The organism is Luteibacter sp. SVR4-7G (assembly GCF_056755555.1).
In genome coordinates this window covers 1-24,882 of the sequence record NZ_JBPGXO010000027.1, presented here as the reverse complement: position 1 = coordinate 24,882, position 24,882 = coordinate 1, and the positions used below count along the sequence as shown (strand labels likewise).

The window sequence follows — 24,882 nt, the reverse complement described above, 5'->3', positions numbered from 1 at the left end:
GGCGTTACGCGTGCCAGTTCTGAACGGCCAGGTCGATGATCTCGTTTGCACGTCCGCTCAATACGGCTTTCAGCATGTAAAGGGAGAAGCCCCGGGCCATGGCGCCCGTAATGGCGGGGGGCATGGCCAGCTCAAGCCGCGAGACCACTGCATCGATGAGTACAGGGCCGTCATGAGCGAAGGCCTCCGTGAAGACGGTCTCGACATCCTCGGGCCGCTCAAGGCGCAAGCCACGGATGCCTATCGCATTTGCCATCGCCGCGAAGTCCGGGTTGTCAAGGCGTGTTCCGGTGTCCAGGAAGCCACTCGATTTCTGCTCGAGCTCGATGAACCCCAGCGAGCCGTTGTTGAAGACCACAACCTTTACTGGTAGGTCGAGCTGGCGGAGCGAAAGCAAGTCCCCCATCAGCATGGTGAACCCCCCATCGCCGCACAGGGCCACGACTTGTCTGTTCGGTGACGACGCTTGCGCCCCGATGGCCTGAGCCAGGGCGTTGGCCATCGAACCGTGCCAGAACGATCCTAGAAGCCGTCGGCCGTCACGCATGGAGAGATGGCGGGCTGCCCAGACGGTCGGCAGACCGACGTCGGCAGTGAATACGGCATCGTCCTTCGCCAGTTCACCGGCAACGCGTGCGATGTACTGTGGGCGCAAGACGCCGCCGGGGTTGCCACTGGCGAGGTTATCGAGATCACGACGGGTGGCCTTGTAGTCAGCGAGGGCTTGTTCCAGGTGGCGGCGATCGGCCTTGCGACGAAGCCGGGGAAGCAGTGCCTGGAGGGTCGGGCGCACCTGGGCAATGATGCCCAGTTCGATCGGTGCTCGCCGCCCTATGGCTTCAGGCCGAATATCGACCTGGACGACCCGGGCGTGGGATGGGTAGAACTGGCGGTAGGGAAAGTCCGTGCCCAGCATCAGGAGCACATCGCACTCGTGCATCGCATGGTAGCCTGAGGCCACACCGATCAACCCGGTCATGCCGACGTCAAACGGGTTGTTGGCTTCCAGGTACTCTTTGCCGCGCAGTGCATGTACGACAGGCGCTGCCAAGGTATCCGCAAGCTGCTTCACCAGGTCGGCGGCGCCGACACACCCGCCGCCGCACAGCAGGGTTACCTTCGTGCCGGAGGTAAGGATCTCTACCAAGGCGTCCAGATCCGTGTCGCTGGGCGCGATGATGGGACGGGCAAAGGACAGTGCGCGGGGCGGCGCTGAGGCTACGGCTGGCTTCAGCGCAATGTCGCCAGGGATCACGACCACGCACACGCAGTTCTCCGCGGCGGCCCGTCGGAGCGCCGTATCCAGGGCGCGCGGCATTTGTTCGGCGGTCGAGACCAACTCGCAATAACTGCTGCATTCCCGGAACAACTGCTCCGGGTGGGTCTCCTGGAAATACCCGCTGCCGATCTCGGCCGAGGGGATGTGTGCTGCGATCGCGACGACGGGCACGCGAGAGCGTTGGCAGTCAAACAGTCCATTGATGAGGTGCAGATTGCCGGGGCCACAACTGCCAGCGCATACGGCGACGCGATCATGGATCGCCGCGTCGGCCCCGGCAGCAAAGGCGGCGACCTCCTCGTGCCTGACATGAACCCAGTCGATTTCACCGTGGCGGCGGAGTGCATCAGTGAAGCCATTGAGGCTGTCACCGACAACGCCATAGATACGCCGCACGCCGGCGGCATCCAGCGAAGCGACCATCTGGTCGGCAACGGTACGAGACATGAGGGTTACTCCTAGACCAGGTGGAGTTCACGCGCCGAGGCGAGTAGCGATTCCCGGAACCGTGGCTCGGCCAGCTCGATGAGCGCGAGTGCGCGCTCGGTGGACGACTTTCCCTTGAGGTCCGCCGAACCGTACTCGGTCACCACGATGTGCGTGTCGATACGCGGCGTCGTGACGGGTCCGTCGAGTCGGGGCACGATGCGGGAAATAGTGCCCCTCGCTGCGGTGGCTTGACAGGCGATGATGGATTTCCCGCCCTTGGAAGCGAAGGCGCCTCGCACGAAGTCAAGCTGGCCTCCGGAGGCGCTGTATTGGTGGCCAAGCATATGCTCGGAGTTGCAGGCGCCCGTCAGGTCGATCTGCAGCGTGGAATTGATCGAGACCACGCGGTCATTGCGCGCGATCACTTGCGGATCGTTAACGTAGTCGACGGGATGGCTGTACACCGACGGGTTTTCGTCCAGGAAATCGTACATGGCCTGCTGGCCCATGGCGAAGGTGAAGACCGTCTTACCTGTGTCGATCGCTTTTCGTGCGTTGGTGACGACCCCAGCGCGTATAAGGTCGATCATCCCGGGGCACAGTGCCTCGGTGTGGATGCCCAAGTGCCTGCGGTCCATAAGCTGGCTGCAGACGAAGTTGGGCAGTGCCCCGACACCCATTTGCAGGCATGCCCCATCGGGAACCATGTCTGCCACCAGCTTCCCGATCGTCTCGTCGGCCTCGGTCGCTTCGCGAACAGGTAGTTCGAGCAGCGGGGCATGGTGCTCGACAATGGCGTGTACCTCATTGATGTGCACCTGTGCGCCATTACCCTGGACGCGCGGCATGTGTCGGTTCACCTCGACGATGACCCGCTTCGCGGTCCGCAGCACCCGGGATGTGTAGTCGTTGCCGGTGCCCAGGCTGAAATACCCGTGTTTATCGAGCGGCGAGACTGTGACAATCACCGTGTCGATGCCGATGTGCTCCATCATCAGCCTCGGCGCCTGACTGAACGTGGATGGCACGTAGTTCACGACCTTGCGATTGTCTTGCAGCGCCCGCTTGATCAGCGCGCGCTCCGCGCCAGTGACGAACATGCAATAGGGCGCGATGCGGTCCTGGAGTCCATAGCGCAGGATGGTCTCGCCAAGGATAGGGGTGGACTCGTAGTAATAGGCCCGGATGCCCTCGACCAGCCCAGCTTCTGCCCGGTCGGCCAGAGCGCCCAGGATTGCTGGAGGTTCGCCCATCGCCATGCCGATCGATAGACGGGCTCCATTGGGGATCAGTGCCGCGGCCTCTTGCGCGGTGACCTGAAGGCGACGGTAGAGATAGTCATAGCTCATGGGTGTGTCCTCAGTAGCCGCTGGCTTCTTCTGGGGAATGGCCACGACGATGCACGAGCATCGTCCGTTCGAAGCTCATGACTTCTTCGCCTCGTTGGTTGATCCCGCGCGTGGCGACGGTGACGATGCCCTGGGTCGGGCGGCTACGTGATTCCCGTTTGCGCAAGACCGTGCTTTCCGCGTAGAGGGTGTCGCCCGCGAAGACCGGATGGGTCGCCTTGACCTTGTCCCAGCCCAGGTTTGCAACCACCTTGGCGCTCACGGTGCGCACGCTCATGCCTGTCAGGAGCGCTAGCGTGAAGGTGGAATCCACGAGCTTCTGCTTCCACTCGGTATGGGCGGCATAGGCTGCGTCGAAATGGACCTGCTGGTTATTGAGCGTCAGCAAGGTGAACCACACGTTGTCGGTGTCCAGGACCGTGCGGCCAGGGCGATGTTCGAAGATGTCGCCCGGCTCGAAGTCCTCGTAGTAGAGACCCGAGGTCTCACGAAAGCGGCGGTTACCGACGGCCTTGTAGGCCGGGAGGATGTTATCCATGGGATTGGCTCCAGTCAGGGAGTGGTGGAGAGGCCCGCAGCGCTCAGGGTGCGCCGGGCACGGCGGGCGACGGCCTCGTCGACCATGGCGCCGTCCAGCTGACCGACGCCGGCGTCGTTGATGGCGAGAACGGAGCGCGCGTGTTCGATTTCGGCGGCAGATGGCGTAAAGACCTGGTTGATCTGCGCGATGTGTGCGGGATGAATAGCGGCCTTGCCGGTGAACCCCGTTCGCAGTGATCGATCCAGGTCTGCGGATCGCCCTGCGTCGTTGTGCAGGTCAAACCATGGCGTATCGATCGCTTGAACCGGTGTGTTCGCGACCGCGGCGACTAGTCGCGATCGTGCGTAGTCAAGGTTCGGCGCATCCAGCTCACAGCCGTAATCCCCCGCCAGATCCGCAGCTCCCAGCATCACCGCCGACAGCCGTGGTGTCGCGCGAACCGTCGCGCGCGCACGTTCCACGCCGTCGGCGGTCTCTACCAAGGCGACCAGTCCCGTTGCGGCACCTGCTTGCGTCAGCCATGCGTCAAGCAGTTGAAGGAGTGCGGGCTCCTCACACTTGGGGACAACGAGCAAATCGGGAAAGGTTTGGCTAGAGAACAGCACAGCGAGATCGTCGAAGCCCGCACGCGTTGTCAGCGCGTTAATCCGAACCGCGCGGGTTGGCCCTGCAGAATGGCTGGTCAGTGCCTGCATAACTGAGGCCCGCGCCTGATCCTTGTCCGTCGGCGCGACCGAATCTTCGAGGTCCATGATGAGGACGTCGGCACCCACCTCCGCCGCCCTATGGAACCGGTCACGCCGCGTGCCCGGGGTGAATAACCAGCCTTTTCGCATGCTCATCGCCAGTCTCCTGCGGCCAGAAGGGGCCGTGCAGGAAAAAACTAATGCCGAGCAGGACATATCTCTATACGATGACGGCAGCGAGCCACATATAGGAAACAGATACCTTGGAATTCCGACATGTCCGCTATTTCCTCGCTATCGCGGAGGAGCGAAGCTTCACCCGGGCAGCCGAGCGCGTCGGCATCGGGCAGCCGCCACTCAGCATGCAGATCCGCGACCTCGAGAAAGAGGTGGGCACACGCTTGTTTCATCGCGGCGCGCACGGGGCCGAACTCACCGCCGCCGGCGAGGCGTTCCGCGACGTCGTGAGCGCGCTGCCCGGCCTCTTGGAGAACGCGGTTCATGCCGCGCGCCGCGCAGCGCGTGGCGAGGTGGGCGCCCTTCGCGTGGGATTTACTGCTTCCTCGGGCTTCAATCCCACCGTGGCCGGCGCGGTACGGGCCTTTCGCCGCGCCTACCCGGATGTGGATGTGCAATTGATGGAGGCGAACACTGGCGTGCTGGCGGCGGCGCTGCGCGCAAGCGAGCTCGACGTGGCTTTTCTGCGGCCGGTGGGGCTGCAGGCACAGGATCTGCAACTTCGCGTGATCTCAGAGGAACCTCTGGTTGCCGCACTTCCCGCGAGGCATTCGCTTGCTCGGCGGCCTGCGCTGAAGCTCAAGGACCTTGTAGACGATGAATGGATCACGTTTCCCCGCGCGTACGGATCGGCGATGTATGACACCATCATCCAGGCATGCCGAGACGCGGGCTTCGAACCCAAGCTTGGCCAAGTGGCACCGCAAATGGCGTCGATTATTCATTTCGTGGCGGCCGAGCTCGGCGTCGCGCTGGTGCCGGCGTCCATGCGGGAATTGCAAGTGAAGGGAGTGACCTTCCGCGAGCTTCACGACACGGGTGCGGCGGTCGTGCTCGAACTGGGATGGCGACGAGGCGACCCATCGCCTTTCCTGAAAAATTTCATCGACTGCACGCTGAGCGCGTAGTCGCTCAAAGGGAGGTAGCGATGCCTTCCCGTTCGAGTATCTGCCTGGAGGTCACCCAGAGCCGATCCGCCAGCGCGTCGTCCGCCAGTAGAGGGTTTCCGCGTGCGACCTTGCCGTCGACCCAGTAGCACCCCGTTTGGCCTGCTACCTGCCGACTTCCCGCAAGGAGGGCGAGCGTGGCGGCGCCTTGCTCTGGCGTTTTCATGAACGGGGATACGAGGCGCAGAACAGCGCTCAGCGGAAATCCCAAGGACTTGTTGAAACCGGTGTGCGCTACCGCGCCGGGATGCAGCGAATTGACGGTAATGCCACGAAAGGCAAGCTTCTTTGCAAGCCAGCGAGCAAACAGAGCGTTGGCGAGTTTGGATTGGCCGTAGAAGGTGGAAGGGCGATACCCCTTCTCCCCGGCAAGATTATCGAAATCAATACCACCAGGTGGCGCCTGGCTAACGCTTGCGCTGCTGCTTGTGACCACGATGCGTCCTGATCCGTTCTTCAGCGACGGTGCCAGTCGATCGACCAGCAGAAAGTGGGCGAGATGATTGACGAGAAACTGCAGTTCGACACCGTATCGCACAGTTAGGTGGGGCAGATTCCCGATGCCAGCATTGGCGATGATAACGTCGATCGGCTTTCCACTATCCACGACGGCCGCGGCCGCTCGCTCGACATCGGCGAGGTCTGCGAGGTCGCAACCGATGCCCTGCGCTCCATGGCCGACGGCGTGGGCCGCCGAAGCGGCTGCCTCGGTCGTCCGGGCAAGGATCACCAGTTGCGCCCCGTTCGCTGCCAGCGCCTGTGCGGCAGCGAGGCCAATACCCCCGGCACCGCCGGTGATGACCATACGCTGCCCATCGAGCGTTTCCCCGCTCAAGACCCTTGTCGCAGTGACGGCTCGGCTAGTCATGTTCGACCTCGGTGAGCTCGGTGAGAGGGAGGGCGCGTACCGCGGCCAGAATGTCCGTGTGCATCTCCTTGAGCGAGGCACTGCGGCGCTTGATTTCGTGGCTCGCAAAGAGGAGAAGACGTGCCTGTGCCTTCCGGCGTGATGGCGGCTCGCTGCCCAGTGCTGCCTCGAGCAGTGCAAGAAACGCAGTTTCCAGTTCGGAGACGATGGCGATGGATAGCTGCCGCGTTGCTTCGGTGAGTTCCCCGGCGTCACGGGCGCTGCTGATGGCGTGCGGGCCGAGCCAGGCCGCCAAGGCTGCAGCGACGCGTGTGGCTAGGCTGCCGCGGGCCTTGAGAGCAGCTGCGGCGTCGGCAAGCTGACTTCCCAGCGCGTGAGTTACCGTGGCCTGGAAGAGGCGTTCCTTCGATTCGTATTTCAGGTAAAGCAGTTGCCGCGAGCAGCCGGCAGCTCGCGCCACAGCATCCATCGTGGTCCGGCGATAGCCAAGGCGGGCGAAGGTGGCGGCTGCGGCATTCAGCAGCGTGGTGGTTCCGGAAACGTCGCGATCGATCATGGACAGACTTTACACGATATGTCCACTTTGTAAAGTTCAGTCAGGCTCGTACCTGGATCCGGCTGTCGCTTCGGAAGCGTCCGGGGCTCTGGCCTGTTACGCGCTTGAAGGCAATGCTGAAGGCGGTGTCGGACAGATAGCCGATGCGCTCGGCGATCTCGGCAAGCGTGTCGTCGGAATGTTTCAGCGCCGTACGGGCGACCGCCATACGCCACCGATTGAGGTAATCCATTGGGGCGCTGCCAACGAGTCGGCGAAATTGAGCGGCGAAGGCAGTGCGCGACATGTTCACGGCGTGGGCGAGATCGTCCAATGTCCACCGCTGCCCCGGCTGGCCGTGCATTAGCGTCAAGGCTTGGCCGATGCGGGCATCGGATAGCGCGCCCAGCCAGCCAGCCGGTGCGGGCACGCTATCCAGGTAAGCGCGCAAGGCACTAACCAGAACCAGTGCGGCGAGGCTGCTTCGCGCTACATCGGTGCCCGGCATGGGCTGGCCCGTTTCGCCTTTGAGCAGCGCGAGCAAATGCGTCAGCGATGATGTGCCGCGATCGGACGCCTTCAGATGAATCAGGGGCGGCAGATGGCGAAGAAGGAGCTCGCTAACGTCGTTTTCGAACATGAATCGCCCGCTGGCCAGGCTGACGGTGGCTGCCTCAGCGCCGGGCCCGCGATAACGAACTACCCCGTCCGCATCCCGTATCGCACGGTAAGTGGAGGGGCCATCAATGGGTGAACACGAGGGGTCGCTCGCCGAGCAGAACGGGTGGCCGGTCGTCAGCATGTAGAAGTCCCCTTCTTCAAGCGTCACGACGTCGCTGGATCCCTCGAGCCACAAGTGGAAGCGGCCCGTTAAGACTCCTCCGAACTTGATGTGCTGATAGGTGGGAAAACGGAATGCCCAGCGGCCTTGGCCCTCAAACCGGGAGGACAAGGCCGAACTGACGCGGAGCATTGCCAGCACCTCGGATAAAGCGTCCATAGGTACGATCCATAATAAATGGCGCACTTTAGGTTATACAAAGATAGGACGTTTGGCGAGAGGATATCTCGTCGCCCGTGGTCGGGCGCCCCCGAGCACCACAGGAGCGATCAGATGCAGTCCGTGAGTCCGGAGATTCCAAACTATTTCGATCGATGGGTTGTCGCCCATTCGGTCGACGCGGATACCTTGCGGCCCGAGGACTTCGTGCGCCAGACCCTACCGGTGCCAGAGGTGCCCGACGGTGCGGCCCTGGTACGGGTCAGGCTGGTGAACGTCCATGCCGCGACCCGCCAACGGATCGCGCAGGGGTTGGTGGCGCCGGGTGAAACGGAGCCGCGCAATTACGCTTGCGCAGAGGTCGTCAAGTCGCGCGATCCAGCTTTCTCGGTCGGCGACCTCGTGGCATGCCAAGCGGGCTGGCAGCAGTACCAACTCATCTCGAGCCAGGATCCGCCCATCGGTTTTCCCGAAGCGACCCCATTGGTTCGGGCCCTGAATCACACGCGATCGCCATGGACCTACGTGTTTCGCCCGGTGATGGCGCAGATGTGGTCGCCGGACATCCTCATGGACGTGTTCGGGACCTCTGGCATGGTGGCCTACTTTGGGCTTCGCGAAAACGGGCCACTGGTCCCTCGCGACACCGTGGCCGTCGGCGCAACCTCGGGCTCAGTGGGATCGCTGATCGCCCAGTTGGCCAAGGCTGCCGGCTGCCGCGTCGTAGGCTTCGCCGGAGGTGCTGCGCGATGCGGGGAGCTCGTCAACCTACTGGGGATCGACGCCTGCCTTGATTACCGCTCGCCGAACCTGGACGAGGATTTGCGCCACGCTTTTCCAGAGGGAATCGACGTTTTTGCCGACGGGGTCGGCGGAAAGTTCACTGAGCGCGTGGTGCGGCATGTGAATCGACATGGCCGACTGCTGTCCTACGGTGCAGCCGCAGAGGCGTACGCACCCTCTGCCAAACTGACTGCATCGCGGACCACGCGCGAACACTACGGCATCTCCGCATCCGTGGAGCGTGTGCTTCGCGAGCGGCATATCAAATCGGCGACCTGGACAGTCGATGCGTTTTACCAGGACAGGCTGCAGGCCGAGGACGACCTCAGCCGCGCGCTGATGATGGGCCACTTAAAGCCTCACCACACGCTCGTGCGCGGGTTCGATGCCTTGCCGCGCGCCATCGCCGACATGTATGCCGCACCCCGTGCGGGAAAGTTGCAAATCTCGTTCGACTAACCGGAGTCACCTTATGAAAGCCTGGCAACTGGACGGACTTGGCGGTCCGTTCCAATACATTGACGCACCCGTCCCCGAAGCGCGCCCTGGTAGCGTCGTCGTCCGCATCGAGTCATCGTCGCTAATGTCGTATATGCAGGACTACGTCGAGGGGAAACTGCCGATTTATCAAGCGCCGCGCCGCCCCTTTATCCCCGGAGGCAATGGCGTCGGCACCATCCATGCCGTGGGTGAAGGTGTCTGGCATCTGCAGCGTGGCCAGCGCGTCGTCATCTCCTCGCACATGGTCGCTCAGGAAAATGTCCGAAACCCGGCACAGATTCTCCTGGGTGTCACTGGTCAAGGCCCGATCGCGACGCACATGCAAGACGACTGGGCTGACGGCACGTTGGCCGATTACGCCGTGTTGCCGGCCAGCCTGGTCACGCCGGCCGACGGTGTGGGCGACATCAGCTCGCCGCTGCTTGCGGTCTCGATGCGCTACCTGGTGCCGTATGGCGGCTTGCTGCGGGGTCGCCTGGCAGCCGGAGAGACGGTTGTGATTTCTGGGGCGACCGGCGCCTACGGCTCGGCCGCAGTGTTCGTGGCCTTGGCGATGGGAGCGGGGCACGTTGTCGTACTCGGCCGTGATGCATCCAAACTCGCCGCGCTGACGGTTCTGGCCGGCGACCGCGTCACGCCACTCGTGGTAAGTGGTGACGCAGCCAGGGATGCGATCCGCATCCGTGAGAGTGCCCATGGTGCTGTGGACCTTGCATTTGACATGGTCGGCGGCGCCAACGATCCGAATATGACGCTCGCTGCCATGCGCAGCCTCGCGGACGGCGGCCGCCTGGTCTTGATGGGCAGCATGGCTGTGCCCCTGCCGATTCCCTACACCGAGGTCATGCTGCATAGCTGGGAGATCATCGGCAACTTCATGTACCCCCGCGATGCCTACCGAAAGCTCCTTGACCTCTTCCGTGCGGGCCTGCTCGATCCGGCCGCGATCGAACCCCGCATCTATCCTCTTTCCGAGTTGCACGACGCTATGCGCGCGGCACGTGCCGCAGGCAACCTCGAATGCATCGTCATGGACCACACTGGAGAATAACCGATGAAATTTGTCCATCACGCCTTCCGTCTCTACGTGGACCGTGCGCGCCTTGACGCCACAGTGGATTTCTATGAGCAACTGCAAGGCATCACGTGCGAGCGTCGTATCCCATTTGCAGCTCTGGGCATCGAAGTCGCAGTCGTCGGCGCGTTTGTCGTGCTCGGCGGAAGCGACGAGGCACTCGAGCCATTCCGCTCGGCCACCGCGCTACTCGTGGTTGATGACCTCGACGAGACGCTTGGATGGGCCCTGGCGCGAGGCGCCGAGCTGCTGCATGGCCCCCAGGGCGCCCCGGGTGGTCGTAATGCGACCGTCCGCAACCCCGATGGCCTCGTGGCCGAGTACTACCAGCCGACGGCCGCGTAACGCTATGCAATACACGACGCTTGGCCATACCGGCGCGATCGTCTCCCGGCTTTGTCTGGGGACAATGACCTTTGGTTCCGAGGTCTCGACCGCCCAGCCCATCGGCGGTGTCGACCGGGCTGAGGCGGACAGGATCCTTGGCAGTGCGATGGATGCGGGAATCAACTTCTTAGATACCGCCGATGTCTACGGAGGCGGTGCGTCCGAGTCGCTGCTCGGAGAAATTCTCGGGCAACGCCGCCATCAGCTCGTCCTGGCCACCAAGGTAAACGGCAGAACCGGCCCCGGTATCAACGATGTCGGACAATCGCGGCTGCATATCCACCGCGCACTGGACGCGAGTCTGCGCCGGCTTCGGACGGATTATGTCGACCTCTACCAGGTTCATAATTTCGACCCGATCACTCCTCTGGAAGAAACCCTGCGGGCGCTTGATGATGCGGTCAGGGCAGGAAAGGTTCGCTACGTCGGCTGCTCCAACTACGCGGGGTGGCAGCTGGCCAAGGCGATCGGCTATTCCGAGCGTCTTGGCTTGAGTCGCTTCGCGACGATACAGTCGTTCTATTCTCTCGCGGGCCGCGATGTTGAGAGGGAGCTTCTACCGGCGGCTCTATCCGAGGGTGTTGGCATGCTGTGCTGGAGTCCGCTCGCTGGTGGCCTGTTGTCGGGCCGAATCGACCGCCAATCGGCGCCGGCGTGGGGTACTCGACGAGCTCGCGTCGCCTTCCCGCCCGTTGATGAAGCGAAAGCCTTCGCCGCCATCGATGTGCTCAAGATCATCGCGGCCGAGCGAGCCACCACGGTGCCAGCCGTCGCCGTGGCGTGGCTACTATCGAGACCGGGCGTCACCAGTGTCATCTGCGGGGTATCCAAGCTGGCCCAGTTGGACAGCCATCGCGTCGCGGCGAATCTCGTCTTGGATGAAGATGAAGTCGCTAGGCTCGATGACGCGACGCGATCGCCAGCCACTTATCCGGGTTGGATCCAGACGTACAGGGCTTCGGGACGTGCGCCCGCCGGATATCCCGCAGCGCGCCGTTCGTGGGGGCCGGGCGAGACTCCAGTGGCCCCGTTCCCGTCCTAGACAGCGGCGTCAAGGATGCACTGGGCGATCAGTCCATCCTGAACCCCTGTACACCACATTCGCTAAGGGGCGGGAAACGGTGCAGTGACATGGTTAGGCGCTAGTGCCAAGGTTAGAGGCTTTCGACAAAGGAGCTAAACCATAGGGCTTGACTCTGGACCTTCATCAAGGGTCTAGACTTGACCCATGACTACACACGCCGCCCTCACCATAGGCCGCGTCGCGCAGAGCGCGGGCGTCGCCATCGATACGATCCGGTTCTACGAGCGGGAAGGGCTGCTGCCCGAGCCGAAACGCCGGCCCTCCGGATACCGCGAGTACGACATGGGTACCGTCTCGCGGCTCCGCTTCATTCGCCGCGCAAAGGATCTGGGCTTCACGCTCGAGGAGATCCGCGAGTTGCTGGCGCTCTCGGCCGACCGGCATGGCGGCGTGGAGGGCGTACGTGAGCGGGCCGCCGCGCGGCTGCAGGCCATCGATGAGCGGATCGCCGAGCTCCAGCGCGTGCGCGACGGTCTCTCCGAACTTGTCGAGGCCTGCCCGGGCCATGGCGCGCCGGAGGACTGCCCGATCCTGAAGGCGCTGGCGGAGCCGGGCGCATGAGCCACGCCTGCTGTTCGCACGGCGCGGCCGCGCCGGTCTCGCCCGCGGTGCCCGTGCCCGCCGGCACCGTCTATACCTGCCCGATGCATCCGCAGGTCCGCCAGGAAGGGCCGGGCTCGTGCCCGAAGTGCGGCATGGCCCTCGAGCCGGCGCTGCCTTCGCTGGAGGACGACGACGGCGAAGTCCGAGCGCTAGGCCGGCGACTGGCGGTGCTACTCGTCCTGACCTTGCCGGTGGTGGCTGTCGCGATGGGACCACACCTGTTCGGGTGGATGTGGCCGGAACCGTGGGCGTCCATCGCGCGCTGGGGCGAGGCAATGCTAGCCACCGTGGTGGTGCTGTGGGGCGGGGCGCCGTTCTTCGCGCGCGGCTGGCGCTCGCTCGTTCCCTGGTCGCCGAACATGTACACCCTCATCGCACTCGGAACCGGCGTGGCTTGGCTGTACAGCGCCGTCGCGTTCGCCTTGCCTGCGCTGTTCCCGGCACCGATGCGCGATATGCACGGCCATGTAGCCGTCTATTTCGAATCGGCGGCGGTGATCGTCACCCTCGTGACGCTCGGAGACTTCCTCGAACTGCGCGCGCGCCGCCGTACGGGCGAAGCGCTTCGCGGCTTGCTTGGCCTGGTGCCGAAAACGGCACGGCGGATGGCCGAGGATGGCAGCGAAGAGGACGTACAACTTGAACATGTGCGCGTGGGCGACCGCCTGCGCGTGCGCCCGGGCGAAAAGCTGCCGGCGGACGGCAGGGTCGTGGAAGGCGAAAGCCATGTGGACGAGTCGATGCTCACCGGTGAAGCCATGCCCGTGGCGAAGCGGGCCGGCGACACCCTCACCGGCGGCACGCAGAACCAGCACGGCGCGCTGACGATGCGCGTGGAACACGTGGGTGCCGACACGGTGCTGTCGCGCATCGTGACGATGGTCGCCGAGGCCCAGCGTTCGCGCGCGCCGCTGCAGCGCGTGGCGGACACCGTCGCGGCGTGGTTCGTTCCGGCCGTGGTCGTGGTGGCGGTACTCGCTTTTGCGGCCTGGTGGATGATCGGCCCGGCACCCGCCCTCGCGCATGCGTTGGTGGCCGGCGTCAGCGTGCTGATCGTGGCCTGTCCCTGCGCACTCGGTCTTGCGACGCCGATGTCGATCATGGTGGCGAGTGGCCGCGGCGCGCGCGAAGGCGTGCTGTTCCGTGACGCGGCTGCGATCGAGCGGCTGCGTGAGGTGGACACGCTGGTGTTCGACAAGACGGGCACCCTCACCGAAGGCAAACCCACGCTGGTCGACATGCGGATGTTTGGCTACGGCCGCGGGGATGCGCTGGCGCTCGCCGCCGCCGTGGAACGCCCGAGCGAGCATCCGCTCGCAGCGGCCATCGTTGCCGCGGCCGAAGCGGAAGGGATCGTCATTCCCGCCGTGTCGGGTTTCCAGGCCATCGTCGGCAGCGGCGTGATCGGGAGGGCCGGCGGACACGACGTGGCGTTGGGCAACAGGCGCCTGATGGAGACGGAGCGCGTGGAAGTCGGGGCCGGGGAAGACGCGGCCGAGAGGCCGCGCTCGAAAGGTGCCACCACGATGTATCTCGCCATCGACGGCCGGCTGGCCGCGTTGCTGTCGCTGGCGGATGCGGTGAAACCCTCGACGAAGCCCGCGCTGGATGCGCTGCGTGCGGCCGGCGTGCGCCTGGTGATGGCTACCGGCGACAACGAGGCGACGGCGAAAGCCGTCGCCGCATCGTTGCCCATCGACGAGGTGCACGCCGGGCTCTCGCCCGAGGACAAGGCCAGGCTCGTCGCGGCATTGAAGACGAAGGGCGCGACCGTGGCCATGGCGGGCGACGGCGTGAACGATGCCCCTGCGCTTGCGGCGGCCGATATCGGCATCGGCATGGGCAATGGCAGCGACATCGCCATCCAGAGCGCGTCGGTGACGCTGCTGAAAGGCGACCTTGCAGGCATCGCGAGGGCACGCTCGCTCTCCGGGATGACGGTGAAGAACATCCGCCAGAACCTGTTCTTCGCTTTCGTCTACAACGCGGTGGGTGTGCCCGTTGCAGCCGGTGTGCTGTATCCGTTCTTCGGCATCACGCTGTCGCCCATGATCGCCGCGCTGGCGATGAGCCTCAGTTCCGTATCGGTGGTGGGGAATGCGCTGAGGCTGAGGCAACCTTGACGCCGCACGGGGGCACCCACCGCTTTTCCGGATGCGGAGGGCGATGTGGCGCTGGCGATGAGGGTGATGCGGCGATTGGCCCGGGAGTTCGGGCATGACTTCATCCGGGTCTTCCCGCCGGGCGCCGACAGCATCAGCCTCATGGTGCGGATGCGCGGCAAGATGCGCCTGGCCGGCGATGACGAGTTGCCCTTCCTGCGCTTCTGCCTTGCCCATCTGGCAGACTCCCGTTCGGACCTGTTGCAGGACCTGTTCGTGCTGCACGAAATGGACGGCTTGCGCGGCGGCGTTTTCGTCGAATTCGGCGCGGCCGATGGACTCACGGGAAGCAACAGCCATCTGCTCGAGGCCCGCCATGGATGGCACGGCATCCTGGTCGAGCCGGCGCGGAGCTGGCATGTCGAGCTGGCGAAGACCAGGCGGTGCATCATCGATCATCGCTGCGTGACCGACCGCAGCGGCGATCGCGTGCTCTTTCGCGATTGCGTGGAGCGCCCGTTATCCACCATCGAAAGCTACTGCCACGCGGATCGCTTCGGTGGACAGCGCGCCGCGTCGGCGCGCTACGAAGTGGATACCGTATCGCTCAACGACCTGCTCGATCAGTATCGCTTCGAGGAAATCGACTACCTCTCGATCGACACCGAAGGCTCGGAGCTGATGATCCTCGAAGCCTTCGATTTCGAACGTTTCCGGCCGCGTGTGATCACGGTCGAACACGGCTACGAGGCCAAGCGCCGTGCGGGACTCTTCGATCTGCTGTCCCGCCACGGCTACCGGCGCAAGTACGAGTCCCTGTCACAGATCGACGATTGGTACGTACGAGGCGCCTGAGCCTTCGGGAGAGTTCTTTGTCAGTGCCTTATGTCGAAGGAGGGTGGGACGTCGCTTTCCTTCGTCGCCCAGTTCCTGTTCGGCTTGTCCGACAGGTCGAACGCCAGCTTGCCGCCTTTCAAGGCGAACGACTCCGGCAGCCAGGCGCGCGAGGTGGCCTTGCCATCGACCTTCAGCGCCGTGACGTACGGCTTGCCCGCGCCCGCGTTCGGTGCGTCGATGACGATGTCGCCGCCTTCGCGATGCACCACGGCACGGGTGAAGACCGGGCTGCCCACGACCATCTCGGCACGGCCCGGAATCGAGGGGTAGATGCCGAGCGCCGCGAACACGTACCAGGACGACATCTCACCGAGGTCGTCGTTGCCGGGAATGCCGTTCGGCGCATTGACCCAGAGGGTGTCGAGCACACGGCGGACGAGTTCCTGCGTCTTCCATGGCTGGCCGGCGTAGTTGTAGAGCCATGGCGTACCGATGGAGGGCTCGTTGTCCAGTTCGGCATGCAGCGGGCCGGACTTCGTCACCGCGAAGCTGCCGTCCGGCTGGTAGAAGAATGCGTCCAGGCGCTTGCGGGCCTTTTCGCGACCGCCCATGGCATCGAACAAGCCGCCGACATTGAACGGCACCATCCAGACGTATTGCGCGGCGCTTCCTTCGACGAAACCGTCCTCGGTCGATGGCGTGAAGGCATGCGGCGCTTCCTTCTCGTCGTCCTTCACCAGTGCCCAGCTGCCGTCCGCGTTGCGATTGCGGATGTAGCCGCCCTCGGGCGTGGCTTTAGGGTCGAAGAGGTTGCGCCAGTACTGCGCGCGCTCGAGGAAACGTGCCGAGGTGGGCTTGTCGCCCAGGCGGTCCGCAAGTGAACTGATGCCGAATTCGGCGGCGACGGTTTCCAGCGTATCCGCCGCCGGGCCCCATGCGGGCGCTCCGACGGGGATGTAGTGCAGCTTCAGCCACGCATCCAGGCCGGGGCGCTGGCCGACGCACTCCACTTCGCAACCATCGTGCGAAGTATCCAGCGCCGTGGGGTGGTCGGCCGCATGAACCAGGGAGGCGAGGGCACCCTTCGCGTCGAAGTCGCGGGCACCGAAGGCATACACGCCCGCCAGGGCCGCGGCGGACGGGTCGCCGTTCATCACATGCGTGCCGCCGTTGTTATGGGTCCAGCGGTCCCACACGCCGTTATTCTGCTGAGCCTGGTTGTACAGGCTCTGCGCGATGTCGCTGGCGGTCTTGGGCTCCAGCCACGCCACCAGCGGCAGCTGCGAGCGGTAGACGTCCCAGCCCGAGAAGTTCGCGTACTGCGCTTGCTGATTTCCGCCGACACGATGGACCTTTCCGTCGAAGCCGCGGTATTCGCCGTTGACGTCGCTGAAGACATTGGGGTGCATCAGCGCGTGGTAAAGCGCGGTGTAGAACACAGTGCGCTGGTCGGACGTGCCGCCCGCCACGTCGATGTGCGAAAGGCGCGCGTTCCATGCGGCGACGGCCTTGTCGCGCAGGGATTCGAACGTCGTGCCCTTTGGATTTTCGGCATCGAGGTTGGCTTGTGCGTTCGCAGCGCTCACGTAGGAGATGCCGACGCGCAGGTTGACGGTGCGCGTGCCCTTCGCGAAGCCCACCCATGCGCCCGAACCCTTGCCTGCCTCGGGGAAGCCCTTGGGGCCGTATCCGGTGCCGCCTTCGGCCTGTGTGCCGTCTTTGTTCACGGTGGTGTCCTGCCAGGAACCCGCGGACGCGAAAGGCTGGTCGAACTCGGCGACGAAGTAGAGCGTGTAGTAGCTGTGCCGGTCGGCTTCGTTGATGTAGCCGCAGAAGTTGCCGCTGGTAACCTCGCCGTAAACCCGTCCATGCGCCTTGTCCACCGTGACCTTCGCGCTTTCGGATCCCGCCTCGGAATCGGAGGCGCGTACCAGCACGTTCGCCGGCTTGCCCGCGGGGAAGGCGAAACGGGCCGCGCCACTGCGCAGCGCGGCGGTGAGGTCGACGGCCACGCCGTTGTCCAGCGTCACGCGGTAGTGCCCGGCCCTGGCGGATTCGTTGGCATGTGAGAATTTCGAGGCGTATGCGTGGCGGAAGTCCGTGGACGGCGACGCGGTCACGTCTTCCGTGATGGGCATGATCGGCACGTCGCCCGAGCCGCCCGCGCAACCCCAGCCCTCGACATTCGTGAGGCTGAAGCCGCGGATGGCATCGGCCCGGTATTCGTAGCCACCCGGTGCGGCAATAGGCGACTTCTTGCCGGGCAACGGCGACGCTTCCGGGCTGAACTGGAGCATGCCGAACGGCACCACGGCGCCAGGGAAGACATTGCCGCCGTTGGTGGTCCCGATCATCGGGTTGACGAGGTCGGCAGGACCCGAAGCCGCGGCCGCGAGGGCGGGAATCAGGGCGGCAGCGAGGACGAGCGGATGCAGGGCGCGCAAGGTGGACCTCCGTGGAACCGGGATTTATCTCGATTGAAATCCCTTATATGCCATTTGTCCCATGCCAACGGTCATGGGTCCGCCCTTACCAGAGGATGCCGTCGACCGGCTGCAGCGGCTGGAGCCCGTGCGCTTCGCCGAGCGTATCGCGCAGGTCGATCTCGATGCCGCGCGTGAGGGTAGTGAGCGGCACGTCGTCTTCCCGGTTCTCGAAAGGGTTCTGCATGTCGTTGCCGATCTGCAGAAGCGCAAGGAACAGGAAGCCCGCCACCGTGGAGCCCAGCGGCGTGTAGAGGCCCAGGGTTTCCACGAGGCCCAGCGGCAGCAGCACGCAGAAGCCGTGCGTGAAGAGGGTGGGGTAGGCGGCGTACTGCTGGGGCAGCGGAGTGTTCTTGATGCGTTCCATGCCGCCTTGCGCGTTCGAGATGTCGCTCATCGTGCGGGCGAAGGTCGCCAGCAGGATCGGGTCCGGCCGCGTGGCGGAAATCATGGCGGCCGTGCGCGAATGGATGGCATTGGGTACGTTCGCGACGGTGCGCAGCCGCTCCACTTCGTCGAACGGGAGGCGGCTGGCGAGCTCGTCCCAGGGCGCCTGGCGGCGCAGGTGCAGGCGCAGGGCGTGCACGTAAGCGATCTGGCGATGGGCGACGCCGGTGGCGGCGTCGCGGTTCGCCAGCAGGGTGAGGGCGTCGCGGGCGAGGGTACGCGACGCATTCACCATCGCGCCCCATAGCGTGCGCGCCTCCCACCAGCGGGCATAGGCGGTGGTGTTGCGGAAGCTGAGGTACACCGCCACCGCGGAACCCAGCAGCGTGACCGGCAGGGCGGGGAATTCCATCCAGTCGGGATCCACCAGGTACCAGAACACGGTGACCGCGATGTCCCAGGCGAGCAGCCAGATCAGCGGCTTGCCGACGTAATGCAGGATGTGCCCGAGGTGGGCCCTTCCCGGAAGGATCACACGCCGTTCTCTCGCTGGATGGCTTCGGACAGGGGGATGAACCGGTCGCTGTTTTCGTCCAGGACCGAGACCTTGCCGTCGCCGATGTCGTACACCCAGCCCTGCAGGGTAATGGCGTCGTTGGCTCGCGCCGCGGCCACCGCGGGGTGCGTGCGCAGGTGCGCCAACTGGAGGCGCACGTTCTCCTCGATCAGGGCAATCATGGCGGCCGTGCCTTCGAGCTTGCGCGCGAACACGGCGCTCTTGGCAGCCTGCGCATTGCGCAGCCAGGCCTCGACGGTAGGCAGGTCCTTCGTGGACTCCGGATTGAGCAGCCCCTTCATGGCGCCGCAGTCGGTATGGCCGCAGACCACGACATGGCGCACGCGGAGCACCATCACGGCGAATTCCACCACGGCGGACACGCCGCCCAGCATCTCGCCGTAACCCGGCACGATGTTGCCGATGTTGCGGCAGACGAACAGCTCGCCGGGCTGGGTCTGGGTAATCATCTCCGGCACCACGCGGGAGTCGGCACAGGTGATGAACAGGGTATGCGGGCTCTGGCCCTCGGCCAGTTCGCTGAACAGCTGCTCCCGTTCGGGGAAGACCCGGTGGCTGAAGTCCTCGACGCCCTTGAGCAGGCCGAGCAGGCTGTCGTTGCGTGGGGTTTCCTGAGTCATGCGTTCACCTCGGAAGATCAGGCCGCGACGGGGCGCGGCAACCTGGGAAGTTTATGACAAAGCGGGTTAAGGCGGATTCGCAGGAGTATGGGGGAGTATCTGTAGGAGCGCGCCTTGCGCGCGACATGTTTTCGCGCCAGTCCCCACGCTGGCGCGCCAGCTCCGGGTCACGGCCTCAAAAGATCAGCGCGCGCAAGGCGCGCTCCTACAAAAAGGCCGCCCGGCGTGAGCGGGGCGGCCTGGACACGGAGGCTTACGCCTCCACGTCTTCCTTATACGCATCGATCGGGATGCAGGCACACATCACGTTCTTGTCGCCGTACACGTTGTCCACGCGGGACACCGGCGGCCAGTACTTCGACAGCTTCAGCGAGGGCAGCGGGAAGGCGGCGAGTTCGCGCGGATAAGCGTGGGTCCACTCGCTGCCCGTGACCATGGTGGCCGTGTGCGGGGCGTTGCGCAGCGGATTGTCTTCGCGGTCCAGGCGGCCGTCTTCCACCGCGCGGATCTCGTCGCGGATCTGGATCATGGCATCGATGAAGCGGTCCAGCTCGTGCAGCGATTCGCTTTCGGTCGGTTCGACCATCAGCGTGCCGGCGACCGGGAAGGACAGCGTCGGCGCATGGAAGCCGAAGTCGATGAGGCGCTTGGCGACGTCCTCCGCGCCCACGCCGGTGGCGTCCTTGAGCGGGCGCAGGTCGAGGATGCACTCGTGAGCCACCAGGCCGTTGCGGCCCGTGTAGAGCGTCTTGAAGTGCGGGGCGAGGCGCTTGGCGATGTAGTTGGCGTTGAGCAACGCGACCTGGGTGGCCTTGCGCAGGCCTTCCGTGCCCATCAGCGTGATGTACATCCACGAGATCGGCAGGATCGAGGCGGAGCCGAAGGTGGCCGCACTGACCATGCCCACGTCACCCTCGCCGCCGAAGGCACGCGGCAGGAACGGCGCGAGGTGCGACTTGACCGCGCATGGGCCCACACCCGGGCCGCCGCCGCCGTGCGGGATGCAGAAGGTCTTGTGCAGGTTGAGGTGGGAGACGTCCGAGCCCCACTTGCCGGGCTTCGCCACGCCGACCAGCGCGTTCATGTTCGCGCCGTCGGTGTACACCTGGCCGCCGTGCTTGTGCACGGCTTCGCAGATGGCGACCACGTCTTCCTCGAACACGCCGTGCGTGGAGGGGTAGGTGATCATGATGGCGGCGAGGCGGTCGGCGTACTTCTCGGCCTTTTCGCGGATGTCGTCCACGTCGACGTTGCCGTTCGCGTCGCAACGCGTCACCACCACGGTCATGCCGCACATCTGCGCGGAGGCCGGGTTGGTGCCGTGGGCGGATTCGGGAATCAGGCAGATGTCGCGATGGCCTTCACCGCGCGAGCGGTGGTAGGCGCGGATGGCGAGCAGGCCGGCGTATTCGCCCTGCGCGCCCGAGTTCGGCTGCAGGCTCACGGCGTCGTAGCCGGTGCACTCCACAAGCATGGCTTCCAGCTCGTCGATCAGCTGCTTGTAGCCCTGCGCCTGGCCGGCCGGCGCCAGCGGATGGATGTTGGCGAACTCGGGCCAGGTCACCGGGATCATCTCCGCGGTGGCGTTGAGCTTCATGGTGCACGAGCCCAGCGGGATCATGGTGCGGTCCAGCGCCAGGTCCTTGTCGGCGAGGCCGCGCAGGTAACGCAGCAGTTCGTGCTCGCTGTGGTGCGTGTTGAAGACCGGGTGCTGGAGGAAGTCCATCCCGCGCAGCAGCTGCCGCGGCAGCGCGTCGTGCACTTCCGCATCGAGCGCGTCGATGTCGTCGACGCTGCCGCCGAAGATGCCGGCGAGCGCGATGACATCGGCGCGGGTGGTCGTCTCGTCGAGGCTGATGCCGACGCTGCCAGCGTCGATGGCGCGCAGGTTGATCTGTGCGGCGGCGGCCTTCGCATGGATCGCCTTCGCATCGATGCCGGTGACGTGCAGCGTGTCGAAGAAATCGCCGCCGACGGCGACGCCGGCCCGGCGCAGCGCCACGGCGAGGATCGTCGCGAGGCGGTGCGTGCGCCGCGCGATGCGCACCAGGCCTTCCGGACCGTGGTACACGGCGTACATGCTGGCCATCACGGCCAGCAGCACCTGCGCGGTGCAGATGTTCGACGTCGCCTTCTCCCGGCGGATGTGCTGCTCGCGGGTCTGCAGGGTAAGACGGTAGGCCGGCTTGCCTTCGGTATCGACGGAAACGCCGATGAGGCGGCCCGGCATCGAGCGCTTGTACGCGTCGCGACAGGCGAGGTAGGCGGCATGCGGGCCGCCGAAACCGTAGGGCACGCCGAAGCGCTGCGTGTTGCCCACGACGATGTCGGCGCCCCAGCTGCCCGGCGCGGCGATCAGCGTGAGCGCGAGCAGGTCGGTGGCGACGCAGACGACGCCGCCGCGGGCATGCGTGGCATCGGCGAGGCTCTTGTAGTCGTTGATGCGGCCGAACGTGTTCGGATACTGCAGCAGCACGCCGAAGCTGTCGACGCCAGCGGCTTCGCCGTCTTCGCCTATGTGCAGCTCGATGCCGATGCCGTCGGCACGCGTGCGCAGCACTTCCAGCGTCTGGGGGTGCACGTCCTTCGAAACGAAGAAAACGTTCGACTTCGACTTCGCGGAGCGCTTGGCCAGCGCCATGGCCTCGGCCGCCGCGGTGGCCTCGTCGAGCAGCGACGCGTTGGAGATGTCCATGCCGGTGAGGTCGGCGACCATGGTCTGGAAGTTGATCAGCGCTTCCATGCGGCCCTGCGAGATTTCCGCCTGGTAGGGCGTATAGGCCGTGTACCAGGCCGGATTCTCGAGCACGTTGCGCAGGATGACATTCGGCGTCAGCGTGCCGTAGTAACCCTGGCCGATGAAGCTGCGGAACACCGTGTTGCGGTCGGCGATGGCACGGATCTTCGCCAGCGCTTCCTCTTCGGTCACCGCGCGGGGCAGGGCGAGCGGGGCGGGCGACTTGATCGAGCCAGGGACGATGGCGTCGGTCAGGGCGTCGAGCGAGGCGTGGCCGACCACGCGCAGCATCTCGGCGATCTCGGTGTCGTTCGGGCCGATGTGGCGCTCGATGAAGGCGCCGTGGTTTTCGAGGTCGCGCAGCGAAGTTTTCTGGCTCATGGGCTTTGGAGGCATCCGCAGGAACGTGCCGTGCCGGCACGTGGGGCGCCCCTCTGTCCTTTTGCCTGAGAGTTTGGAGGCGGGAGCCTCTTGCACCTTCGGCGCCGGATCGAACCGGTCTCTCCAGAGTGATGACCGCGCGGTGGTATGGGGGCCTGAGCGATTACGGGCGTTGCGCCTTCGGCAGCGGGTCCGTCCGCTTCTCCCACCGAGCTTTACCGGATCGATTATACAGGGGCGCGGGCGGGGATGTCGGCTTGAACGCGTTCCGGTCAGGGGAATGCCCGGACCTGTCGTAGGACAGCTACCCGGCCGCGTCCCGGCGATCGCCGTCGTCTGTGGGTTGGATGAACCGGGCCGGGCGTAAGGCGGGGGCCATCGTCGGGGATCGCGCAGCGAACGGTCGGAAAACAAATGCATCTGACGTAAGTGCCCGTCGTGGCTGGTGAGAACTCTCTCACTTGGTCTGCGGGGTGGGCGGATAGCGTCGAAACCTCCCCGCCACAAGGAGGTCCCCCCATGAGTTTCCCCACTCTGGCCATCCGTACCCTTACGTGCGCCATCGGCATTGGCCTGGTCCATCCGGCCTTGTCCTTTGCTCCACCATCGCCCCCGCCCTATGCCGATTCGCCGTCCCCGGACGCCGCCCAGGTCACCCTCGTCACCTTCGGTGCCGATGGGCGCTCGGGTAAGACACGGGAGGGCGCCGAGGGCGCCGCCACCGTCGCTGCAGGTGGGCTGTCCGATGAGGACATCGTCCGCCTGGCGTCGGCACCCCCGGGGAGCGTCCTGGCCGCCATCTCGTCCAGCGAGCTGCCGCTTCCGGCGGCCGAGTTTGTTGCCCTGTCCCGTCTGTATGAGCGGGGAGTGCCCTTCCTTCTGCACATGGACAGCCTGGAGCCGGACGATCTAAGGCGCACCTCTGCGATTTTCGGTATGGCGCCCACCTCGGGTGACGTCATCCTGCTGCGTGACCCGCAGGGCCGCACGCAGGTGTTCTCGAGCGGTGGCAGCACGGCGACAACGGCCGCCCTCATGTCGGCGGTGGCGTCCGAAATGGAGATGGTCCGTCCGCGGCCGGAACGGCGCGCGAGAAGCAGGCGCAGCATCGGCTCGATGTCCGCGGCCAGCGAGCAACCCGCATTGCCCACCAAGCGGTTCAGCCTGAATCTCGTTGACGACAAGGGCGAGGTCGGCGGCGTCACCCTGGTCGATGTGGTGCGGAGCCGCACCAATAGCGCCGATGCGAAAGTCGTCATGATCACGTCCAGGGTGACCGTGACGACGGAGCGCAACGGCATCACCGAAGGGAACCACACGGGACAGAACCTGTGGGCGGCCTATCTTCCGTTCGAGTACCGGCTTGAACATACCTTGACCGCCGACGGCGTACAGCCTGGCTACCGCAGCCATTTTCCCGAAACGGATCCGCGTACCGAATACAACGAAACCAAGACGGAGAGCCGGGGCTTCAGCATCGGCGGTTCCACCGGATCCGAACTCAGCGGGTCCGGAAAGCCAGACGATAAGCTTGCTGCAAAGCTGCCGCTCAATCTTTCGCTGGGTTTCGACCATCGGTGGGAAGAGAGCATAGCCAGGACGTTCAAGGACTATTCCCTCCTGGCTGCCGTGAAGGGTCCCAGTGCCGTTCGATGGACCGCCCTGATTGCGCCAAGCCTCAAGGGCGTGCTGGTAAGGCGCTTTACCGCCGGCCTGCCCGAGCTGACCGACAAGGGCATGACCGCGATGATGCGCTCCGCGTCGCTCAATACCGTGTCCGAATGGGTGCTGCCAGGCGCCTATGAAGGCTTGGCGGAGGTGGCTGTTACGGCGGGCTACGATCTCCGGCGCGACGAATGGTGGTGGAAGCGGGCCGAGCTACAGTATCTGGGCGGCAACGACAGGCGCGATGTTCCATTCAAGTTTGTCGTGGACATGTCCGACCCTTATCTCACCTCCGACATCACGGTGCTCATCCGCACGGCCACTGGCACCGGGGCCTGCCTGCAGGACGAAGGCGATGTGACGTTGGGAGAGTGCAATCCTTCGGATCGCCGGCAGATGTGGGGAATGGATGCGTCCAGTCGCTACGTCAATCGGGGGTCCGGCCGCTGCCTGACTGCCGACGTGCAAAGCAGGAAGGTCGTCACGAAGCCATGCGCCGTGTCGTTCGAGCAGCAATGGCAGTGGCGCGAGGACCGACTGCATGCGTTGATCGATCAGTCTCAGTATCGGCTATATGTGGACGGCGACCAGGTGCGGTACCACGCGTTCGAAGGGCAGTTCCAGGATTTTCCCGTCAATCCGTATGGGGCGCCCATCGAGCCGTGGACGAACTATCCCAATGCACCGCGCCCCGGCATCGACATGCAACCTGCGAAGGGCAGTTCCAGGATTTTCCCGTCAATCCGTATGGGGCGCCCATCGAGCCGTGGACGAACTATCCCAATGCAC

The 24,882-nt window shown here is 65.0% G+C and carries 20 protein-coding genes and 1 riboswitch; of the genes, 9 read left to right on the top strand and 11 right to left on the bottom strand.

The window, feature by feature from the left end; genetic code table 11:
• Positions 1–4: 4 nt before the first annotated feature.
• From poxB to ACR9ZH_RS11700, 4 genes are read right to left on the bottom strand one after another with little or no spacing between them, the layout of a single operon-like run.
• Positions 5–1,726 carry a ubiquinone-dependent pyruvate dehydrogenase gene (gene poxB, locus ACR9ZH_RS11715; RefSeq protein ID WP_481290924.1) on the bottom strand — a complete coding sequence of 574 codons (1,722 nt, stop codon included), beginning with the start codon at positions 1,724–1,726 and terminating at the stop codon, positions 5–7.
• Between the two features lie 11 nt (positions 1,727–1,737).
• Entirely contained in the window at positions 1,738–3,057 is a 1,320-nt protein-coding gene (locus ACR9ZH_RS11710; RefSeq protein WP_481290923.1) for an acetyl-CoA hydrolase/transferase family protein, read from the bottom strand.
• Between the two features lie 10 nt (positions 3,058–3,067).
• Positions 3,068–3,595 (bottom strand): (R)-specific enoyl-CoA hydratase RipB/Ich, encoded by a 528-nt coding sequence (ripB, locus tag ACR9ZH_RS11705; protein WP_481290922.1) that lies wholly within the window; start codon positions 3,593–3,595, stop codon positions 3,068–3,070.
• Positions 3,596–3,609: 14 nt separating this feature from the next.
• Positions 3,610–4,440 (bottom strand): aldolase/citrate lyase family protein, encoded by an 831-nt coding sequence (locus tag ACR9ZH_RS11700; RefSeq protein ID WP_481290921.1) that lies wholly within the window; start codon positions 4,438–4,440, stop codon positions 3,610–3,612.
• A 107-nt stretch (positions 4,441–4,547) separates the two neighbouring features.
• Here ACR9ZH_RS11700 and ACR9ZH_RS11695 point away from each other — a divergent pair, with 107 nt between their 5' ends.
• Complete coding sequence (locus ACR9ZH_RS11695) at positions 4,548–5,429, top strand: LysR family transcriptional regulator (RefSeq protein WP_481290920.1); 882 nt, start codon at positions 4,548–4,550, stop codon at positions 5,427–5,429.
• 4 nt (positions 5,430–5,433) lie between these two features.
• On the opposite strand, the gene ACR9ZH_RS11690 is transcribed toward ACR9ZH_RS11695, so the two are convergent.
• The 3 genes from ACR9ZH_RS11690 to ACR9ZH_RS11680 are packed head-to-tail and all read right to left on the bottom strand — an operon-like array spanning position 5,434 to position 7,871.
• Positions 5,434–6,273: an SDR family NAD(P)-dependent oxidoreductase gene (locus ACR9ZH_RS11690; protein ID WP_481290919.1), complete on the bottom strand. Its 840-nt coding sequence runs from the start codon at positions 6,271–6,273 to the stop codon at positions 5,434–5,436.
• A gap of 55 nt (positions 6,274–6,328) precedes the next feature.
• Positions 6,329–6,892, bottom strand: coding sequence for a helix-turn-helix domain-containing protein (locus ACR9ZH_RS11685; RefSeq protein ID WP_481290918.1), 564 nt, complete (start codon positions 6,890–6,892; stop codon positions 6,329–6,331).
• A 40-nt stretch (positions 6,893–6,932) separates the two neighbouring features.
• Positions 6,933–7,871, bottom strand: coding sequence for an AraC family transcriptional regulator (locus ACR9ZH_RS11680; RefSeq protein ID WP_481290917.1), 939 nt, complete (start codon positions 7,869–7,871; stop codon positions 6,933–6,935).
• 114 nt (positions 7,872–7,985) lie between these two features.
• On the opposite strand from ACR9ZH_RS11680, the gene ACR9ZH_RS11675 reads away from it, so the two are divergent.
• From ACR9ZH_RS11675 to ACR9ZH_RS11645, 7 genes are all read left to right on the top strand, one after another.
• Entirely contained in the window at positions 7,986–9,113 is a 1,128-nt protein-coding gene (locus ACR9ZH_RS11675; protein ID WP_481290916.1) for an MDR family NADP-dependent oxidoreductase, read from the top strand.
• 13 nt (positions 9,114–9,126) lie between these two features.
• A complete protein-coding gene (locus ACR9ZH_RS11670; protein ID WP_481290915.1) occupies positions 9,127–10,206 on the top strand; it encodes a quinone oxidoreductase family protein in 1,080 nt (359 codons plus the stop codon).
• A 3-nt stretch (positions 10,207–10,209) separates the two neighbouring features.
• Entirely contained in the window at positions 10,210–10,575 is a 366-nt protein-coding gene (locus tag ACR9ZH_RS11665) for a VOC family protein (protein WP_481290914.1), read from the top strand.
• 4 nt (positions 10,576–10,579) lie between these two features.
• Positions 10,580–11,659, top strand: coding sequence for an aldo/keto reductase (locus ACR9ZH_RS11660; RefSeq protein WP_481290913.1), 1,080 nt, complete (start codon positions 10,580–10,582; stop codon positions 11,657–11,659).
• Between the two features lie 186 nt (positions 11,660–11,845).
• A complete protein-coding gene (locus tag ACR9ZH_RS11655; RefSeq protein ID WP_481290912.1) occupies positions 11,846–12,262 on the top strand; it encodes a heavy metal-responsive transcriptional regulator in 417 nt (138 codons plus the stop codon).
• Positions 12,259–14,427: a copper-transporting P-type ATPase gene (locus ACR9ZH_RS11650; protein WP_481290911.1), complete on the top strand. Its 2,169-nt coding sequence runs from the start codon at positions 12,259–12,261 to the stop codon at positions 14,425–14,427. The genes ACR9ZH_RS11655 and ACR9ZH_RS11650 overlap by 4 nt, the downstream gene beginning before the upstream one ends.
• A 66-nt stretch (positions 14,428–14,493) precedes the next feature.
• Entirely contained in the window at positions 14,494–15,261 is a 768-nt protein-coding gene (locus tag ACR9ZH_RS11645; protein WP_481290910.1) for an FkbM family methyltransferase, read from the top strand.
• A gap of 20 nt (positions 15,262–15,281) precedes the next feature.
• Here ACR9ZH_RS11645 and ACR9ZH_RS11640 read toward each other — a convergent pair whose 3' ends face one another.
• The 4 genes from ACR9ZH_RS11640 to gcvP all read right to left on the bottom strand — a co-directional run bounded on the left by ACR9ZH_RS11640 (position 15,282) and on the right by gcvP (position 22,428).
• The gene (locus ACR9ZH_RS11640; RefSeq protein WP_481290909.1) at positions 15,282–17,687 is read right to left on the bottom strand and encodes a GH92 family glycosyl hydrolase; all 2,406 of its coding nucleotides are present in this window, start codon (positions 17,685–17,687) and stop codon (positions 15,282–15,284) included.
• An 85-nt stretch (positions 17,688–17,772) separates the two neighbouring features.
• The gene (locus tag ACR9ZH_RS11635) at positions 17,773–18,648 is read right to left on the bottom strand and encodes a bestrophin family protein (protein WP_481290908.1); all 876 of its coding nucleotides are present in this window, start codon (positions 18,646–18,648) and stop codon (positions 17,773–17,775) included.
• Entirely contained in the window at positions 18,645–19,310 is a 666-nt protein-coding gene (locus ACR9ZH_RS11630) for a carbonic anhydrase (protein WP_481290907.1), read from the bottom strand. Before ACR9ZH_RS11630 ends, ACR9ZH_RS11635 begins: the two co-directional genes overlap by 4 nt.
• Before the next feature lie 253 nt (positions 19,311–19,563).
• Positions 19,564–22,428, bottom strand: coding sequence for an aminomethyl-transferring glycine dehydrogenase (gcvP, locus tag ACR9ZH_RS11625; protein ID WP_481290906.1), 2,865 nt, complete (start codon positions 22,426–22,428; stop codon positions 19,564–19,566).
• A gap of 43 nt (positions 22,429–22,471) precedes the next feature.
• A riboswitch (glycine riboswitch) is annotated at positions 22,472–22,565 on the bottom strand.
• Positions 22,566–22,947: 382 nt separating this feature from the next.
• Between gcvP and ACR9ZH_RS11620 the strand changes: the two genes are divergently transcribed.
• The coding region (locus tag ACR9ZH_RS11620) for a ricin-type beta-trefoil lectin domain protein (protein ID WP_481290905.1) at positions 22,948–24,882 on the top strand (1,935 nt) is incomplete at its 3' end.